Source organism: Flavonifractor porci, from assembly GCF_037572415.1.
Taxonomy (GTDB): Bacteria; Bacillota; Clostridia; order Oscillospirales; family Oscillospiraceae; genus Flavonifractor; species Flavonifractor porci.
On sequence record NZ_JBBHLB010000011.1, the window covers coordinates 52,988 to 69,884 of the forward strand.

19 protein-coding genes, 1 pseudogene and 1 other annotated feature are annotated in these 16,897 nt (G+C 62.0%); of the genes and pseudogenes, 3 read left to right on the plus strand and 17 right to left on the minus strand.

The annotated features are described in order from the left end of the window. Positions 1 to 7: 7 nt before the first annotated feature. Positions 8 to 607, plus strand: coding sequence for a Crp/Fnr family transcriptional regulator (locus WHJ28_RS10855; RefSeq protein WP_340042139.1), 600 nt, complete (start codon positions 8 to 10; stop codon positions 605 to 607). Positions 608 to 655: 48 nt separating this feature from the next. Here WHJ28_RS10855 and WHJ28_RS10860 read toward each other — a convergent pair whose 3' ends face one another. Together WHJ28_RS10860 and WHJ28_RS10865 are read right to left on the minus strand one after the other, a co-directional pair. After that, positions 656 to 2,038 (minus strand): MATE family efflux transporter, encoded by a 1,383-nt coding sequence (locus WHJ28_RS10860; protein ID WP_340042140.1) that lies wholly within the window; start codon positions 2,036 to 2,038, stop codon positions 656 to 658. Positions 2,039 to 2,043: 5 nt separating this feature from the next. After that, entirely contained in the window at positions 2,044 to 2,628 is a 585-nt protein-coding gene (locus WHJ28_RS10865) for a hydrolase (RefSeq protein WP_340042141.1), read from the minus strand. 116 nt (positions 2,629 to 2,744) lie between these two features. Here WHJ28_RS10865 and WHJ28_RS10870 point away from each other — a divergent pair, with 116 nt between their 5' ends. Continuing rightward, on the plus strand, positions 2,745 to 3,314 hold the full coding sequence (locus WHJ28_RS10870) for an MntP/YtaF family protein (RefSeq protein ID WP_340042142.1): 570 nt from the start codon (positions 2,745 to 2,747) through the stop codon (positions 3,312 to 3,314). Between the two features lie 53 nt (positions 3,315 to 3,367). Here WHJ28_RS10870 and WHJ28_RS10875 read toward each other — a convergent pair whose 3' ends face one another. The 5 genes and pseudogenes from WHJ28_RS10875 to WHJ28_RS10890 all read right to left on the minus strand — a co-directional run bounded on the left by WHJ28_RS10875 (position 3,368) and on the right by WHJ28_RS10890 (position 5,503). After that, a complete protein-coding gene (locus tag WHJ28_RS10875) occupies positions 3,368 to 3,811 on the minus strand; it encodes a S1 RNA-binding domain-containing protein (protein WP_340042143.1) in 444 nt (147 codons plus the stop codon). 28 nt (positions 3,812 to 3,839) lie between these two features. Continuing rightward, on the minus strand, positions 3,840 to 4,115 hold the full coding sequence (locus WHJ28_RS10880) for a septum formation initiator family protein (protein ID WP_340042144.1): 276 nt from the start codon (positions 4,113 to 4,115) through the stop codon (positions 3,840 to 3,842). Between the two features lie 235 nt (positions 4,116 to 4,350). Beyond that, positions 4,351 to 4,608 (minus strand): annotated as a pseudogene (gene yabQ / locus WHJ28_RS16530) (spore cortex biosynthesis protein YabQ); the annotation flags it as partial. Position 4,609: 1 nt separating this feature from the next. After that, entirely contained in the window at positions 4,610 to 4,900 is a 291-nt protein-coding gene (gene yabP, locus WHJ28_RS10885) for a sporulation protein YabP (RefSeq protein WP_340042145.1), read from the minus strand. A gap of 63 nt (positions 4,901 to 4,963) precedes the next feature. After that, on the minus strand, positions 4,964 to 5,503 hold the full coding sequence (locus WHJ28_RS10890) for a biotin transporter BioY (protein ID WP_340042146.1): 540 nt from the start codon (positions 5,501 to 5,503) through the stop codon (positions 4,964 to 4,966). 175 nt (positions 5,504 to 5,678) lie between these two features. On the opposite strand from WHJ28_RS10890, the gene WHJ28_RS10895 reads away from it, so the two are divergent. Continuing rightward, positions 5,679 to 6,662, plus strand: coding sequence for a biotin--[acetyl-CoA-carboxylase] ligase (locus WHJ28_RS10895; RefSeq protein WP_340042147.1), 984 nt, complete (start codon positions 5,679 to 5,681; stop codon positions 6,660 to 6,662). A gap of 169 nt (positions 6,663 to 6,831) precedes the next feature. Here WHJ28_RS10895 and WHJ28_RS10900 read toward each other — a convergent pair whose 3' ends face one another. The 10 genes from WHJ28_RS10900 to hfq form a co-directional block, all read right to left on the minus strand. Next, positions 6,832 to 7,686 (minus strand): HAD-IIB family hydrolase, encoded by an 855-nt coding sequence (locus WHJ28_RS10900; RefSeq protein WP_340042183.1) that lies wholly within the window; start codon positions 7,684 to 7,686, stop codon positions 6,832 to 6,834. Continuing rightward, a complete protein-coding gene (locus WHJ28_RS10905; protein ID WP_340042148.1) occupies positions 7,683 to 8,597 on the minus strand; it encodes an RluA family pseudouridine synthase in 915 nt (304 codons plus the stop codon). The genes WHJ28_RS10900 and WHJ28_RS10905 overlap by 4 nt, the downstream gene beginning before the upstream one ends. Continuing rightward, complete coding sequence (gene lspA, locus WHJ28_RS10910; RefSeq protein ID WP_340042149.1) at positions 8,594 to 9,049, minus strand: signal peptidase II; 456 nt, start codon at positions 9,047 to 9,049, stop codon at positions 8,594 to 8,596. The genes WHJ28_RS10905 and lspA overlap by 4 nt, the downstream gene beginning before the upstream one ends. 146 nt (positions 9,050 to 9,195) lie before the next feature. Then, complete coding sequence (gene ileS / locus WHJ28_RS10915) at positions 9,196 to 11,991, minus strand: isoleucine--tRNA ligase (protein WP_340042150.1); 2,796 nt, start codon at positions 11,989 to 11,991, stop codon at positions 9,196 to 9,198. 193 nt (positions 11,992 to 12,184) lie between these two features. Continuing rightward, positions 12,185 to 12,403 (minus strand) — a binding site (T-box leader). Positions 12,404 to 12,483: 80 nt separating this feature from the next. Next, positions 12,484 to 12,843 (minus strand): VOC family protein, encoded by a 360-nt coding sequence (locus tag WHJ28_RS10920; RefSeq protein ID WP_340042151.1) that lies wholly within the window; start codon positions 12,841 to 12,843, stop codon positions 12,484 to 12,486. 71 nt (positions 12,844 to 12,914) lie between these two features. Beyond that, positions 12,915 to 13,643 (minus strand): DivIVA domain-containing protein, encoded by a 729-nt coding sequence (locus WHJ28_RS10925; protein ID WP_340042152.1) that lies wholly within the window; start codon positions 13,641 to 13,643, stop codon positions 12,915 to 12,917. 288 nt (positions 13,644 to 13,931) lie between these two features. Then, positions 13,932 to 14,441 (minus strand): cell division protein SepF, encoded by a 510-nt coding sequence (locus WHJ28_RS10930; protein WP_340042153.1) that lies wholly within the window; start codon positions 14,439 to 14,441, stop codon positions 13,932 to 13,934. A gap of 24 nt (positions 14,442 to 14,465) precedes the next feature. Then, entirely contained in the window at positions 14,466 to 15,173 is a 708-nt protein-coding gene (locus tag WHJ28_RS10935) for a YggS family pyridoxal phosphate-dependent enzyme (RefSeq protein ID WP_340042154.1), read from the minus strand. 77 nt (positions 15,174 to 15,250) lie between these two features. Continuing rightward, the gene (locus WHJ28_RS10940; protein ID WP_340042155.1) at positions 15,251 to 16,537 is read right to left on the minus strand and encodes a biotin/lipoyl attachment domain-containing protein; all 1,287 of its coding nucleotides are present in this window, start codon (positions 16,535 to 16,537) and stop codon (positions 15,251 to 15,253) included. Positions 16,538 to 16,551: 14 nt separating this feature from the next. Further along, positions 16,552 to 16,788, minus strand: coding sequence for an RNA chaperone Hfq (gene hfq, locus WHJ28_RS10945; protein WP_340042156.1), 237 nt, complete (start codon positions 16,786 to 16,788; stop codon positions 16,552 to 16,554). Positions 16,789 to 16,897: the final 109 nt, after the last annotated feature.

Below are 16,897 nucleotides of genomic sequence, written 5' to 3' on the forward strand. Positions count from 1 at the left end.
ATGAGAGATGGATCTGCCGGAGTTATACCATCACCTGTTTGGACTGTCGGACCAGGCTCTCATCCAGCGGCTCACGGAGTGGAGCGAGCTGCGGAGTGTGAAAAAGGGCCACCTGCTCTACCGGGAGGGCGAGGTTCCGGCAAAGCTGACCTTTTTGGTCCAGGGGCTGCTGCGGGGCTACTTCCTGGACGCTGGCGGCCGGGATATCACCGACTGCTTTGCCTTTGAGCCGGGATCTCCCGCTACCGCCTGCATTGCTCTGGGGGAGCCGGCCACCATCAACATTGAGGCCCTTACCGACAGCCTGGTGCTGGAGCTGCCCATGAGCCTGGTGCTGGAACTGCTGGAGGAACACCCCCAGCTCTACCGCCTGTACAGCGGTTTTCTGCTGGATGCCCTCAAGCGCCACTGGGAGGTGAAGGCCGCCATGTACCAGTATGACGCCATGGAGCGCTATCAGTGGTTTCTGCGGGCCTATCCGGACCTGCACCGCCATGTCAGCGGCAAGCACGTGGCCTCCTTCCTGGGCATGACCCAGGTGACGCTCAGCCGCCTGCGCCGCACCCTGCGGGAGGCGGGCCAGCTCCAGACCAACGAAGAAGATTAACGAAAAAAGGAGGTATCGCCTTGGCGATACCTCCTTTTTTGTTTGGGTTCAGGCGTGTTTGTGCTCCAACTCCTCCTGCCGGCGGGCCAGGATACGGGGAAACCGCCACAGGAAAATCGACCCGGTGGTGATAGCGGCCAGGATGTCGGCGGCAGGCTCAGAGAGAAAGACTGCCATTACCTTGTCCTGGAACAGGAGGGGCAGGATAAAAATCAGAGGGATGAGCAGGATCACCTTACGCAGCAGAGCCAGGAAAAGAGAGACTTTGGCCTGCCCCAGGGCCACAAAGGTCTGCTGACAGGCGTTTTGAATGCCCAGCATGAACATACCGGCGGCGTAGATCCGCAGAGACCAGACGGCGATGGATACCAGCTCCGGCTTGTCGTTGAACATGGCCACAAAAACGCCGGGGAACAGTTCAATGGCGAGACAGGCGGTGCAGCTGAAGGTCAGGGCGCAGGTAATGAGCAGGCGGAAGGTCTTTTTGACGCGGTCCAGGTTGCCTGCGCCGTAGTTGAAGCCGATGATGGGCTGTGCGCCCTGGCTCAGGCCCTGGAAGAGCAGATAAAACACCTGCATAATGCTGGAGCAGATGGTCATGGCGCCCACGGCAGGGGTGCCGCCATAGGCCTTCAGGGAGGAGTTAAAGGCGATATTGACCAGACTTTCGGTGGACTGCATGATGAAGGGGGAGATTCCAAGGGCCAGCACAGGGGCCAGCACCTTAAAGTTCAAACGGAAGAAGCGCTTTTGCAGTCTCAGCTTGGTGCGGCTGCCCGACAGGAAGCGCACCACCCAGACGGCGGAGACGATCTGTGCGGTAATGGTAGCCAGGGCGGCGCCCTGTACGCCCATTCCAAACCCGAAAATAAAAATGGGGTCCAGTACAATGTTGATCACAGCGCCGATGAGCACGGTGGCCATGCCGATGGTGGAAAAGCCCTGGGCGGTAATAAAGAAGTTGAGGCCCAGGGAGAGCTCCACCGCAATGGTGCCCCACAGATAGATAGAAAGATATTCCACTGCATAGCCAATGGTCTCCTGAGTAGCGCCGAAGAGGAGAAGCATGGGCTGTTTGATCAGCTGAAAGACTGTAGTGACCACCAGGCTGAGCACCACCAGCAGGGTAAAGCAGCCGCCCAGGATGGCGTTGGCCTGTTCCACTTTTCCTTCGCCCATCCGTACCACTGCCCGGGAGCCGCCGCCCATGCCCACCAGGGCGGAGATGGCGGAGACGAACATCAGCACCGGGAAGCAGACCCCCAGACCGGTGAGGGCCAGATCCCCCACCCCTTCAATATGACCGATGTACATCCGGTCCACAATGTTGTAAAGAGCATTGACCAGCTGGGCGGTGACGGTGGGAATGGCCAGCCGCAGCAGCAGCTTGCCTACCGGGTCCCGTCCTAAATCGTTTTCTCGCTTTGCCAAAATGATTACGCCTCGTCTTTCTCCAGAAAATAGGTGGCCTCCATGTCCGCCACGCTGAGGGCGAAGGCCAGAGGGTACTGCTGGAAGGCCTGACCCACCAGCCGCTTGTCCTCATCGCCGGAGAAGCCCATGTGCCAGCGGATGGCCATGGCCTCCTCCCGGGTGAGGCGCAAAAAGCCGGAAAGGATGTACACGCTCTTCTCCCCGTGGCCGTAGGGCAGAGTATCTTCGTAGAAGAAGGTGGGCACGCTCTGCCACTTGCCGTCGGGGCCCTTTACATTGCGGGTGCCGCCCCGGTAGCAGCCGATCTTGCATACGTCATGGAGGAGGGAGACCAGGGCAACCGTCTCCGGGGCGTAGTCCAGGCCGTACAGCTCCCGCACCCGTTCCCGCTCCAGGTAGGCCTCCAGGCAGCGGTAGACGTTGACGCTGTGCTCGCACAGACCGCCGGGGTAGGAGCCGTGGAATCGGGCCGAGGCGGGAGAGGTGAAAAAGTCGCTCTTGTGTTCCAGATAGTCCAGCAGAGCGTCGGAGCCCTCCCGGTGGATGTTGTCCCGGTAGATCTGAAGAAATACTTCCTTACTGTCCATGACAGACCTCCTCGTGATTCGCTTAAAACTCAGTATAGCACAGCACCCCGCAAAAAACCACCCCATGCACCACTGATTCGTACCCCGAATAGAATGGGCGGAACAGGAGGTGCTCCATGGAGTGGTTTTCCATGCTGGCGGCGGCGGTCCTGTTTGCCGCCGCCTGTAATTTTGATACGGTCATCCTGGCCATGGGCTGGGCTGTGCGGGGGGTGCGCCCCTCCCCTGCTCATACCCTGGTCATCGGGGTGCTGACCACCCTCATCACCTGGCTGTCCCTGGTGCTGGGCGAGGGAGCTGCTGCCACTCTGGGCCGCAGCTTTGCCGGAGCCCTGGGGGGCCTGGTGCTGGCGGGGATCGGGCTGTGGTTTGTGCTGGACTGGCTGCGGGGCCTGGGCGATCCCGGACAGGAGGATACTCCCGCCGCCGGGAAAAGCCTGCTGGGCTGGGTGGCTCTGGCCGCCGCCCTGGCGGTGAACAACGCCGGGGTGGGTGTGGCCGCCGGCGCCTCCGGCGTAGGCCCAGGCTTGGCCTCTCTGGCCAATTTCGTACTTACCCTGGCCGCCCTGCCCCTGGGCCGGGTACTGGCCGACAAGGTGGCCGGGCGGCTGCTGGGCCGGTTTGCCCTCCCGCTGTCCGGCTTGCTCCTCATCGCCCTGGGGGTGTGGCAGGTGCTGGGGGGATAAGAAAAAGACCTGCTGCACAGGTGCAGCAGGTCTTTTGTGATGTACGGATGGAATTACTTCCGGCCGCCGCGGCGGGAGCTGCGGCGCTCAGCCTGGCGCAGCTCGGACAGCTTGCTGTCGGAAGAGGCCATAAACTGCTTCAGCCGGTCCTCAAAGGTGGTGGGCTCGGCGGGAGCGGGCTTGCCCCGGAAACCGCCGTTGAAGCCGCCGGGACGTCCGCCGGGCCGGCCCTGACCGCCGTGACCGACGGGACGGGGGGGCGGATCCATAGCCTTCTTAATGGAGAGGTTGATACGGCCGTTCTCGTCGATGCCGATGACCTTGACCTTGACCTCCTGCCCTTCCTTCAGATGATCCTTTACATCGTTCACATAGGAATAGGCGATCTCAGAGATATGCACCAGCCCCGATTTGCCCTCGGGCAGCGAGACGAAAGCGCCGAACTTCGTGATGCCTGTGACCTTTCCTTCCACAATCGTACCAACACCAAACTCCATTTGCCTGAAAAATCCTCTCTTTCAAAATTCAATCGGTGAACTGGAAGACGTATTCGCCCGGTTCCACCAGGCCCAGCTTCTCCCGGGCCAGGTCAGCCTGCCGGTCAGGATCGCCGCTGTTTTCCACGGCGTCCGCCAGGTCGGCGTTGACCTGCTTCTGCTCCTCCACCTGTTTTTGGGCGGCGGCCAGATCGGCCTGGGCGGCCTGAAGCTGACCGCGCATGGTCAGCAGGCCGGTGGCCGTGCCGATGAGCAGCGCCAGGATGACGAGTTTGGTCAGAAGGGATGCTTTCTTGAGTTTCATGGGTGACTCCTTCCCCGTCGGCGGCCTGGTCTGACCGGAGGGTATCTTCCGTTTCATCGGATATTGCATTTATTTTATACCACTTCGGCTCATAATGGAAGGCTTTTTTTGCGGATTTTCCGATTTTTTTACAGACCTTCCCCACCACCACAAGGGGTAGTGTGACGATGTGCCAAACCGCCCCAATAAAATCTGCCAGCCGGTAGCCCAGCCACAAAAAGCCCCGGCTCAGGGCCCAGAAATAAGTTGCGCCGCCGGCCAGCACCCCGGCCAGCAGATAGCCCCGCACCTCTCCCCGGCCGGCCACTGTGGTGTACACGAAGAGGGATACCGTGACCATCAGCCAAAATGCCAGGTCCAGCAGCCCGCCGATGAGGGGGAGGGGCAGGCGTACCCGCAGGATGCGCAGCAGGTCATATACCAGCCCCGCCGCCGCTCCCAGGCCCACCGCCCCCAGCAGAAAGAGGGCCTGCTCCCATACCCAGATCTCCATCTCAGCGGAACAGACGGCCGAAGAAGCCGCCGGATTTATCCCCCCGGCCGTCCTCGTAGGTCAGGGAGTCCACATCCCCCTCCACCTTCAGGTCCCCGCCGTCCAGACTCAGCTTTTCAATGTGCAGGTTCTCCCCCCGGATGATCAGGGTACCCTGGGAGGTGTGCATGACGATGGTATTTTCGTCAAAGCTCTCCACCTCCTCCACCCCGGACACTGACAGGCGCTCCCGGTCCTCCAGGATCAGATGGTGGGCCGCCTCCGGCCGGCCCCGTTCACTTTCATACGGCATGACAATGCCCCTTTCCCACATAGTCTTGTCTCTACTATATGGGACAGGGGCATGGGATATGAGTCACGCCATGGTCTTTGCCATCACAGGGGCCAGACGCCGGCTGAGAACCAGCGCCAGAGCCAGCTTGAGGCCGTCGGGGATCAGGAAGGGGATGACGCAGGTCCACAGGGCAGACACCACCCCAATGGGACCGCTGGTGGCGGCGTACATCAGCACGAACCAGGCGGTGCCGAAGGCGTAGCACACCGCCAGCCCTACAATACCGGACAGCGCAAAGACCACCGGGCCCTTGCCAAAGAGGACCTGAGCCCCCCACATCACCAGGGGGATGAGCAGAAAGCCCATAAGATAGCCGCCGGTGACCCCGGCAAAACGACCGATGCCGCCGGCAAAGCCGGAGAACACCGGCAGGCCCACCGCCCCCAGCAGCAGGTAGACCAGCACGGACAGGGAGCCCAGCTTGCCCCCCAGTATGCCTACCGCCACAAAAATGGCAAAGGTCTGCAAGGTAAAGGGCACCACCGTGGGGATGGTGATCCAGGCGCACAGGGTAATGAGAGCCGCCATCACGGCGACGTGGACCAGAGACTTGACTTTCATGGTGGTACCTCCGAATTGTAAACTTGATAATGATTATAGTTTACAATACAAAGAATGTCAACCATAAAATCAAATTGGTTGACAAAAAGAGCTGAGACAGGCTACAATATACCATAGAAAAAACGCAGGGGCGGCCTTTATGGCCGCCCGCTGAAAGCAGAGAGGATGGATGACCATGCTGCGGGACGAGGTGCTGGCACTGCTGAAGGCCCAGCAGGGCACTCCCCTGTCGGGGGAGGCCATGAGTCAGAAGCTGGGGGTAAGCCGGGCGGCGGTGTGGAAGGCCATGGAGGGCCTGCGGCAGGAGGGGTATGTGATCTCCTCCGCCCCCCGCCGGGGCTATGCTCTGGAGGACTCCCCCGATCTCCTCTCTCCCGGGGAGCTGATGGACCCGGGCCGGAAGATCGGTTCCAACCTGGTGTGCCTGGACACGGTGGACTCCACCAACAACGAGGTCAAGCGCCGGGCGGTGGATCAGGCGCCCGAGGGGCTGGTGGTGGTGTCGGCCACCCAGACCGGAGGCCGGGGCCGCCGGGGCCGCAGCTTTGTGTCCCCGCCGGGGGGACTCTACCTGTCCGCCCTGCTGCGGCCCGACTGCCCTCTGGAGCAGGTCAGCGCCCTCACCGCCTGGTCGGCGGTGGCGGTGTGCGACGCGGTGGAGCAGGTGTGCGGCCTACGACCGGGCATCAAGTGGCCCAACGACGTGATTCTGGAGGGGCGCAAGCTGTGCGGCATCCTCACTGAGCTGGAGCTGGAGGGAGAGACCGCCGCCCTGCGCTATGTGGTGGCGGGTATCGGCGTCAATCTCAGCCAAACCGAGGAGGATTTCGGTCCTGAGGTGGCTCCCGTGGCCATCTCTCTGGCCCAGGCGCTGGGAAAGGCCCCCAGGCGGGCGGAGATGGCCGCCGCCCTGCTGGACGCGTTGGACAGGCTGGACCGGGACTTTCCCGGGCAATGGGACAGCTGGCTGGAGCGGTACCGGGCGGACTGCATCACTGTGGGCCGTCAGATCAAGGTGCTGCGGGGCCAGGAGGAGCGCATCGGCACGGCGGTGGGGGTGGACGACACCTTCGCCCTGGTGGTACGCTGGGCCGACGGCAGCGAGGAGGCCCTGTCCTCCGGCGAAGTATCCGTCCGGGGCCTGCTGGGTTATGTGTAAGAAGAGGCTTCCCCCCTCTGGGGGGAAGCTGGCGAGCGCAGCGAGACTGATGAGGGGCTCCTCCGGTAAGCCCCCCTCATCCGGCCCTGGGGCCCACCTTCCCCCCTCTGGGGGGAAGGTCAGAAAGAAAAAGGGACCGCACCTCTTGGGTGCGGTCCCTTTTGGTGTTTTAATAAATCGAGTCCAGAATCTCCACGATCTGGGCCACGCAGCCCTCCTCGCAGGAGCACAGGATGCGGGCCCCCCAGTCCTTGACCTCCTGGGCGCAGTTGGAGGGGGCAAAGGGGATGGCCGAGATGGCCAGCATGGGGATGTCGTTCTGGTTGTCCCCCACGCAGTAGATCTTCTTGGGGTCCAAGCCCAGATAGTTGGCCAGATAGGCCACCATGCCACCCTTGTTGCTCCCCTTCCGGGTGAGCTCCAGCAGCACGGCGTTGGAGAAAATGACCTCGTAGTGCTTTGCCCACCGATCCAGCATATACCGCTGGGTCTCCAGCAATACCTCGTTGCGCTGCTGCAAAATAACCTTGCTCCAGGGCAGAGGCATCTGGGCAATGGGAACCTCCGACGCAGTGGCCCCAGCCCGGGTCAGATGCCGGTGGGTGACCTCGTTGGGCTGGTAGACGTAGATATCGTCGTGGTGGTAGGCTTCAAAGCCAATCTCCGGGATGTCCCGTGCCACCTGCTGCAGGTCCTCCTGCACCCGCAGGGGCAGGAAGGTCTCGTACACCATCCGGTCCTCGTCAAAGTCGTACAGGGCCGAGCCGTTGGACAGCACCACCGGCGCGTTGATGGGGGCGCAGTGGGCATGAGGGGCAAAGGTGGGGTGGGCCCGTCCGGTGGCCACCGTGAAGATGCCTCCCTCCCGGGTAAAGTACTCCAGGGCGGTCAGGTTGGCGGGCGCCACCTGCATATTCTCACCATAGAGGGTATCGTCAAAATCGCTGACCAGCAGAACACCGTCAAACTTTCCGATGGCAGCCGCCTCCCTTCTGAATAAAGTGATTTTATCAATAAAGTTTATCCCATGGAGCGCAGCCTTGTCAACACCGCCTCAAACCAGCGGGGCAGCGGGCACTCCAGAGTCACCCGTTCCCCGATACGGGGGTGGATAAAGGACAGCCGCCGGGCGTGGAGGCACTGCCCCGCCAGCCCCGGCCAGGGCTTTTTGGACCCGTAGACCACGTCTCCCAGCAGGGGGTGGCCCATGTAGGCCATGTGGACCCGGATCTGGTGGGTGCGTCCGGTCTCCAGGCGGCACTGGATGTGGGTATAACCGTTCAAATGCTCCAGCACCGACCAGTGGGTCACCGCCCGCCGGCCCTGGAGCTTGTTCACCGCCATCTTCTTCCGGTCGGTGGGGTGGCGGAAGATGGGGGCGTCCACGGTGCCCGATTTGTCCTTTAAATTGCCCACGCACACCGCCTCGTATTCCCGGTACAGGGAGTGGTCCTGAAGCTGCTCCGCCAGAGACAGGTGGGCAAAGTCGTTCTTGGCGGCAATGATGAGCCCCGAGGTGTCCCGGTCAATGCGGTGCACAATGCCGGGGCGCAGTTCTCCGTTGATTCCAGAAAGTGAATTACCGCAGTGATATAACAGTGCGTTGACCAAAGTGCCGTCGGGATGCCCGGCGGCGGGGTGGACCACCAGGCCCACCGGCTTGTTGACGGCGATGACGTCGTCGTCCTCGTAGATCACGTCCAGGGGGATATCCTGGGGCAGAACGTCGATGGGGGCGGGGTCGGGCAGGGCCAGCACCAGCTCGTCCCCGGCATTGGTCTTGTAGTTCTTCTTTACCGGCAGGCCGTTCAGGGTGACGGCTCCCTCCTCCAGCAGCCGCTGGGCCGCTGAGCGGGTCAGCTCGGGCAGCATCCGGGCCAGAAACTGGTCGGCCCGCTCCCCCGCCCGGTCGGCGGTCAGATGCAGAGGGGTCATGCCTTGTCCTCCTCTTTGCAAAACAGCAGGAAGTAGACACAGAAGGCAATGCCGCCGCACACGATGCAGATATCCGCCACATTGAAGATGGGGAAGTTCATAAACAGAGTCTGGAACATGTCGGTGACATAGCCCAGGAAGAGCCGGTCAATGAGGTTGCCCACCGCACCCGCCAGCACCAGGGCCAGGGAGACCATGCCGAAGGGGTGGTTGAAGGTTTTTCTGACCATCAGCACGATGATGAGGATGGAGGCAGCCGTCGAGATCAGGGTGAGAATCCAGGTGTGTTCTTCAAAGATGGAGAAGGCCGCGCCGGTGTTCTGGTAGTAGGTCAGCTGGAGGATGTGGGGCAGAAAAGGGACCCCCTCCCCCAGGGGGATGTTGGCCCGGACCAGGAATTTCACCAGCTGGTCCAGCACCACCAGAGCGGCGGCCAAAATGGCGTAGAGCATAGTTTTAGGCTCCTTTGACAAATCGTTCTCTTCATTGTAACATGGACGGCCCCGATGGGCAAGCCTTTGGTGGAGGTGCAGAAAGGACCCAACTGCAAAAAAGGACGCCGCAGAAGCGGCGTCCTTTTTGATGTTTCAGGTTACAATTATTCCCCAACAACAGCGGCGCAGCGGGGGCACAGCTCGGCGTGATGGCCGTCGGTGCCGATGGCGTCGTTGTGGTTCCAGCAGCGGGGGCACTTGGGGGCCTCGGACAGCTTGACGGCGATGGTGCAGGGGATGAGGCACTCCTGGTTCTTCTCCCCCTCCACACTGTCGGTGGTGACGGTGACCTTGGACACGATGCACAGGGAGGCCAGGTCCACGTCCTTCAGGAAGGCGGCGTCCTCAGCAGACACGGAGACAGTCACCTCGGTGTCCTGGGCCTTCTTGAACACGCCGGCGTTGCGGGCGTTCTCCAGGGCCTTGTTGACGGCGTCACGGAGAGCCACCAGCTTGGCCCAGCGGTCCTTGGAGCCCTCGTCCAGAGCGAAGGCGGCGTTGTCCTCGGGCATATCATTGAGCAGCACGCTCTCGGCGTCCACGCCCTTGGCGTGCTTCATGGCGTGCCAGATCTCGTCGGAGGTGAAGGCCAGGATGGGGGCCACCAGGCGGGTCATGCCGTCCAGGATATAGTAGAGGGCGGTCTGGGCGGAGCGGCGCTCGGCCTCGCTGCCGCAGTACAGGCGGTCCTTGATGATGTCCAGGTAGAAGTTGGACATATCCACCACGCAGAAGTTGTAGATGGCGCGGTACACACCGTGGAACTCGTAGCGGTCGTAGGCGGCCCGGACGTTCTTCACCAGCTCGTTGAGGCAGTGGAGGGCGTAGCGGTCCAGGTCCATCAGTCTCTCAACCGGCACCAGGTTGGCGTCAGGATCGAAGTCGCACAGGTTGCCCAGCATATAGCGGGCGGTGTTGCGGATCTTCAGGTAGGCCTGGGAGAGCTGCTTCATGATGTCCTTGGAGATACGCATATCCTGGGTGTAGTCGGCGGAAGCCACCCACAGGCGGAGCATATCGGCGCCGTACTCCTTGATGACCTCATCGGGGGACACGGCGTTGCCCAGGGACTTGTGCATGGCCTTGCCCTCGCCGTCCACGGTCCAGCCGTGGGTGGCGATCTGCTTGTAGGGGGCCACGCCGTTGACGGCGATGGAGGTGAGCATGGAGGACTGGAACCAGCCGCGGTACTGGTCGCCGCCCTCCAGGTACAGGTCGGCGGGATACTTCAGGTAGGGACGCTCTGCGGCCACGGCAGCCCAGGTGGAGCCGGAGTCGAACCACACGTCCATGATGTCGGACTCCTTGGAGAAGTGAGTCTTACCGCACTTGGGACATACGAAGCCCTGGGGCAGCAGATCCTTGGGCTCACGGTCGAACCACACGTTGGAGCCGTGCTGGCGGAAGAGGTCGGCCACATGGGCGATGGTCTCGGGGGTGACGATGTCCTCACCGCAGTCATCGCAGTAGAAGATGGGGATGGGCACGCCCCACACGCGCTGGCGGGAAATACACCAGTCGTTGCGCTCGGAGATCATGGAGATCATGCGCTCCTTGCCCCACTCAGGCTTCCACTGGATGTCGTCGCAGGACTTGACGGCGGCGTCCTTGATGGCGTCCACGGAGCAGAACCACTGCTCGGTGGCACGGTAGATGATGGGGTTCTTGCAGCGCCAGCAGTGGGGGTAGGAGTGGGTGATCTGCTCCTTGGCCACCAGGAAGCCTTCCTTCTCCAGGTCCTCCACCACCATGTCGTTGCCCTTGGCGTAGAACTGGCCGTTGTAGCGCTCGTCGGTCATGACACCCTTGGCGTTGACGGGCACGGGCACGCCGATGTTGGTGAGGCCAGCCTTGTCGTACTGCTGGCAGATCTGGAAGTCCTCGGCGCCGAAGCCGGGGGCGGTGTGGACGCAGCCAGAACCGGCGTCCAGGGTGACGTGCTCGCCGTTGAGGATGACGGACTCCCGGTCAAACAGGGGGTGCTTGGCGGTCATCAGCTCAAACTCAGAGCCCTTCAGCTCGGCCAGCACCTTGCAGGCCTCATAGTCGATGTGGGCGGCCTTGCACACGCTCTCGGCCAGGTCCTTGGCCAGCACGTACACGTCGCCGCTCGGCACCTGGAGCAGCACGTAGTCGAACTCGGCGTTCAGGCAGATGGCGAAGTTGCCGGGGATGGTCCAGGGGGTGGTGGTCCAGATCACGAAGTAGGTGCGGCTCAGGTCGGCGTACTGGCCCAGCTTGCCCTTGTCGTCCTTGACAGGGAACTTGACGAAGATGGTGGTACAGGGGTCGTCGGCGTACTCGATCTCGGCCTCGGCCAGAGCGGTCTGGTCGGCGGGGCACCAGTACACGGGCTTCATGCCCTTGTAGATCAGGCCCTTCTCAGCCATCTTGCCAAAGACCTCGATCTGCTTGGCCTCAAACTCGGGCAGCAGGGTGATATAGGGGTTGTCCCACTCGCCCAGCACGCCCAGGCGCTTAAACTGCTCGGTCATCTTGGCGATGTAGCCCTCGGCGTACTCCCGGCACTTGGTGCGGAACTGGGCGGTGGTCATCTCGTCCCGCTTGACCTTCTTGTCCTTGAGGACGGCGGACTCGATGGGCAGGCCGTGGGTGTCCCAGCCGGGGACGTAGGGGGCGTAATGGCCGGTCATGTTCTTCTCTTTGACGATGATGTCCTTGAGGATCTTGTTCAGGGCGGTGCCGATGTGGATGTTGCCGTTGGCGTAGGGCGGGCCGTCGTGGAGGACGAAGGTGGGCTTGCCGTCGTTACGCCCCACCATCTTGTTGTAGAGGTCGTGGTCGTACATCTCCTGGAGCATATCGGGCTCGCGCTTGGGCAGGCCTGCCCGCATGGGGAAGTCGGTCTGGGGCAGGTGGACAGTCTGGTTGTAGTCCATGATGGTTCTCCTTTATGTTGAAATTAAAATAACGCATGGGGAAAACCTTCTCCCCCCAGGGGAGAAGGTGGGCCAGGGGGCCGGATGAGGGGGCGCAGGCAAGGGGGAACCCCTCATCAGTCAGCCTGCGGCTGCCAGCTTCCCCCCACAGGGGGGAAGCCAGAGACAGGCAAACAAAAAGCGCCTTCGTCTCTTAAGAGACAAAGGCGCACACCTCTGCGGTACCACTCTCATTGTTCCGGGCATACCGGAACCACTCGACAGCCTGTAACGGGGCCAGCCGGGGCCGCTTACTCAGTTCGGCGGCCATGCTCAGAGGTGATTTTCCCGGCCCGTCCTGTCCGCCTTGCACCAAAATGGCGGCTCTCTGCGCAGGGTTGGGGGCGGTACTCGTCCTCGTCACAGCATGTTACAGATGAAAATCACTGGGAGACGCCCTTTTTCGGCGTCTCCCAGTATCTTACCCGTTTGCAGGGCTTCTGTCAAGGGGTTTTACCCCTTTTGCATCAGCTGAACGGTAAGTCCGTCCGGACCGGTGAGGAAACAGAAGCGGACCCCCGGATGGGGCTCACGGATGGGGCTGGGGTTCAGTCCGGCGACCTCCGCCCGGGCCCGCTCCCCGTCCAGGTCGGCCACGGCGAAGCCCAGGGACAGGCCGGCATAGCGGACGTCAGAGCGGCCGGCGCCCTGGATCAGCTCCACGGCGGTCTCCCCCTCCCCGCCGGAGAGGAAGGCAAAGTGGGCGTCGCCCATGGAAAACCGGCGAAGGACCTTCAGCCCGGTCCAGTTTTCCAGAAAGGAGACGGAAGCCTCCAGATCGGTGACGTAAAGGGTGGTGTGCAGATAGTGCATGGTCATACCTCCAGATAAAAAAGAGGCGCCGTGGAAAACCGCGGCGCCTTCCGTCATGGTTTGTGAGTGGTTCAGCGGATCTCGTAGTCCTTGCCGAACTGCAGGTTATCAAAGTCGATACGGCGGGTGGGCTCCTCCACCACGTCATCCTCGTCCTCCTCCGCAGGGGCGGCGGGGGCCTTCCGGCCGCTGAGTTCCATCAGCTCATCGTACAGGCTGCTCTCCTTGGCGCCCTCGGGGGCGGACAGGTCGGTGGTGTCCTCCTCCTGCTCCTTCTGGATGATCCGCTCCACATTCTCCTCAATGTCCCGGGCGGTGTCCCCCACCGGGTCCACGGATACAGGGGCGGCGGCGGTCACTTTAGACAGGCCGCTGAGGAAGTCCATCTCGTGCTGGTGGAGCTCCTTGAGCTTGCCCACATAGGCGGCGGTGGACTGCTGGGCGGCCACCAGGCGCATCTGCTCGTCCCGGATGGACTGCTGCAGCTCGGCAATGCGGGCCTTTGCGTCGGCCTCGGCGTTCTGCATCAGCTGGCTGCGCTTGGTCTCGGCCTCGGCCACCAGATCGTCCGCCATCTTCTGGGCGGTCATCAGGGCCTTGCGCATGGCGTCCTCGGTGGAGCGGTACTCCTCCACCTTCTCCACCAGCACCTTCATCTTGGCCTTCAGGGTGGCGTTTTCCTTGTAGAGGGTGGTGTAATCCGCCGTCAGGATATCCAGAAATTCGTCCACCATCGACATATTATATCCGTTAAACGCCTTGGTAAAGGCGTGTTCCGAAACTTCCTGCGGCGTAAGCATAGGTTGATTCCCCCTGATTTTTTGTGTCTTATACAGATTTTTGAAGGGGCGGGTCTGGGACCCGCCCGGCGGCTATGTTAGAAATACAGCCCGTTGTTCTCCAGCTCGTCGATGAGATCGCCCAGAATGTCCGCCCCACCCGATGCTGCGTATCGTGCGGGGACCCCGTTTTTAAATCTGCTCGGGCGAAATGAATTCGCCCGGCATCAAGGTTTTTGCTGCGCAAAAACGCTTGGGACGCCGGACTCCCGGCGGGACAACGTGGACGTTGTTCTCCAGAGACCGGGTTTAGAAATACAGCCCGTTGTTCTCCAACTCATCAATGAGATCGCCCAGGATGTCCACGTTGTAGGGCGTGATGATGTAAGTGGAGATGGCCACCTTCTTGATCTTGCCCTCGTTGGCGTAGGCCACGCCGGACAGGAAGTCCAGCAGGCGGCGGGCAATGTCCTTGTTGGTGGACTCCAGGTTGAGGACCACGGTGCGCTTTTCGCGCAGATGGTCGGCGATCTCGCTGGCGTTCTCAAAGCGCTCGGGCTTCACCAGCACCACCTGCAGCTGGGTGGTGGTGTGGATGTTGACCACCTTGTTGCTGCGGCGCTCGTTATCCAGGGAATAGAGGCTGCCGGTGGACTCGGAAACGGCCTGGCTCTTGGCGCTCTTGCGCTCCAGACGGTCGCCGCCGGTGCGGTCCATCCGCTCACTGCGGGAGACAGGCTCGAAGTCGTCCTCGTAGTCGTCCTCCGGCTCGTCCTCATAGGGGCGGGCCAGCCGCCGCAGCTCATCAAACAATCCCATATTCGGTTACCTCCTGAATCATAATCAAGCTTTATGCATGGGAGGGCGGGGGCCGAACAGGGCGGTGCCTACGCGCACCAGGGTAGCGCCCTCGCGGACGGCGTCCTCATAATCGCCGCTCATTCCCATAGAAAGACAGTCGATTGTGGTTCCATTATCCGACATCTTGTCTCTTATGTCAACAAAAAGCTGACGCATTTTTGCAAAAAAGGGCCGGTTTCCGTCCGGTCCCTCCGCCACCGGAGGGATGGCCATCAGTCCCCGCAGATTCACATGGGGGCAGGCGGCCGCTTTCTGGGCCAGAGCGGGCAGCTGGTCGGGGGAAATGCCGCTTTTGGACTCCTCCCCGCCGATGTTGATCTCCAGCAGGATGTCCTGCACCAGGTCCAGCTTGGCGGCCTGAGCCTCGATGGCGTCCAGCAGGTGCTCCGAGCCTACCGACTCAATGAGATCCACCCGGCCCACCACCTGTTTGACCTTGTTGGTCTGGAGATGGCCGATGAAGTGAAGGGCGGCCCCGGCATAGGCGTCGTCATCCAGATGGGCGGTCATCTCCTGGACCCGGTTCTCTCCGCAGATGGTGACGCCGGCGGCGATGGCCTGCCGGATGGTATCCGAGGTCTGAACCTTGGTGGCGGCCACCAGGGTGATCTCGGACGGGTCCCGGCCCACCTCACGGGCCGCGGCGGCGATGTTGGCCTTGACCTGCGCTACTTTCTCTTCCAGGGACATGATAGGCACCTCCAAAAAATACACACATAATAAGGCAAAACCGCCTGCGCGTCTTGGGCGCAGAGGGATCGTCCAAACTAATCAATGACCTTGCCGTCATACAGCTGGCCGGAGGAGATGATGATCTGGTCGCCCGCCCGCAGGGCCTTTTTGGCCTGAGAGGGGGCGGAGTCGGTGACAGGGGTCACCAAAAGGTAGTTTTCCTCCTCGGCCACCACCTGTACCTGCTTGCGTTCAGCCCGCTGGCCCACCAGAGCGTAAACGCAGGTCATGTTGACCTGCTTTTCTTCCCCGGTCTCGCTGTCGGTGACGGTCTGCTGCTCCACCCGCAGGGCCTCCTTGGGCAGGCGGATACCCGAGGTGGTGTCAAAGACCAGTTCCACGGTCTGCCGCCGCAGCAGGGTGGTGTCGGACAGGAACTTGTCGGTGGACAGCACCGCCACCACCTGCCCGTCGGCCGGGTCGCCCAGCCGCTCCACCTTCATGTACACCTCTCCCGACCAGTCCCGGGAAAAGCGGACGGTGATGCTCCGCCCCTCCACCAGCCGGGCGGCGTCCGCCTCCGGCAGGGTGCAGGCAAAGTACCAGGTGGAGTTGGTGATGAGCTTACCGATGGCGGAGGTGTCCTCCGCCGGCTTCTGGCTGGACAGGTCCTTCAGCTGGGCGGGGGTGAGGGTCTCCAGCATGGCCGGAGTAATCAGGCTTTCATATCCGTCCACCAGACCGGAAAAGGTGCCCGACTGGGCGGCAGTCACCCGGCTGGTGCTCTGGGAGGCCTGGGCCGTAAGGGAAGCGATCTGGGCATTGACGCTGTCCAGAGAGGCCTGGAGGGCGGCGGTGGAATCCTCTCCCTCCGTACCAAAGGTGTAACTGCGCTTGTAAACCAGGCTCTTCAGGTCCATGGTCTGGCTCTCCAGCCCGGTAAGGTCGCCGGAGGCGGCCGCTCCCCGCAGGTTGGCGATGGAATCGGCCACCCGGTCGCTGAGCTGGGCGGAGTCGCCGCTGCCGCCGGTCTGAGCCAGGGCATATTCCAGCTGCTCCTGCTCCAGCATCAGCTGCTGGAGGGTGGACCGCTGGGCAAGGCCGGCGTCGCTCTGGTAGAGCAGGGCCACCGTCTCGCCCCGGCTCACCTTCTCTCCCTCCTGGGGCAGGACCTCCACCGTGCCCCCCTGGCCGGGCAGGACGGTCTCCTGCCGGACCAGAAAGCCGGTGGTCTCCACACTGTCGCTGACGGTATAGGTATAGGCCAGCACCGTGGGATAGAGTTCCCGCAGGCTGCGCAGGGCGGAGACCCCGATGGAAATAAGTACCGCGGCCAGTACCAGCAGCATCACGATGCGGGCATTCAAAGAACCTTGCTTCATAGGCGCTCCTTTGGTCAGTCGCCACGCTCCTCCCGCTCCAGAGAGACGGCCCGTTCGGGCACAATGGTGGAGATGGCGTGCTTGTAGATCACCTGCTGCTTGTCCCCCGTCATAAGTACCACCACAAAGGCGTCATAGCCCACGATCTGGCCTTTCAGCTGATAGCCGTTCATCAAAAAGGTGGTGACGTTGGCATGGGTCCGCCGGGCGCGGAGCAGGAACAGGTCTTGCAGGTTGGGTGTCTTTTGCATATGGATGCACTCCTTTTTCTCTGAGATACATCCAATATATACCAATTGCTGGAAATGTTTTGTCGGATGTTGGGGAAGGGAGCACATTTCCCGGGACGAGTTTACATAC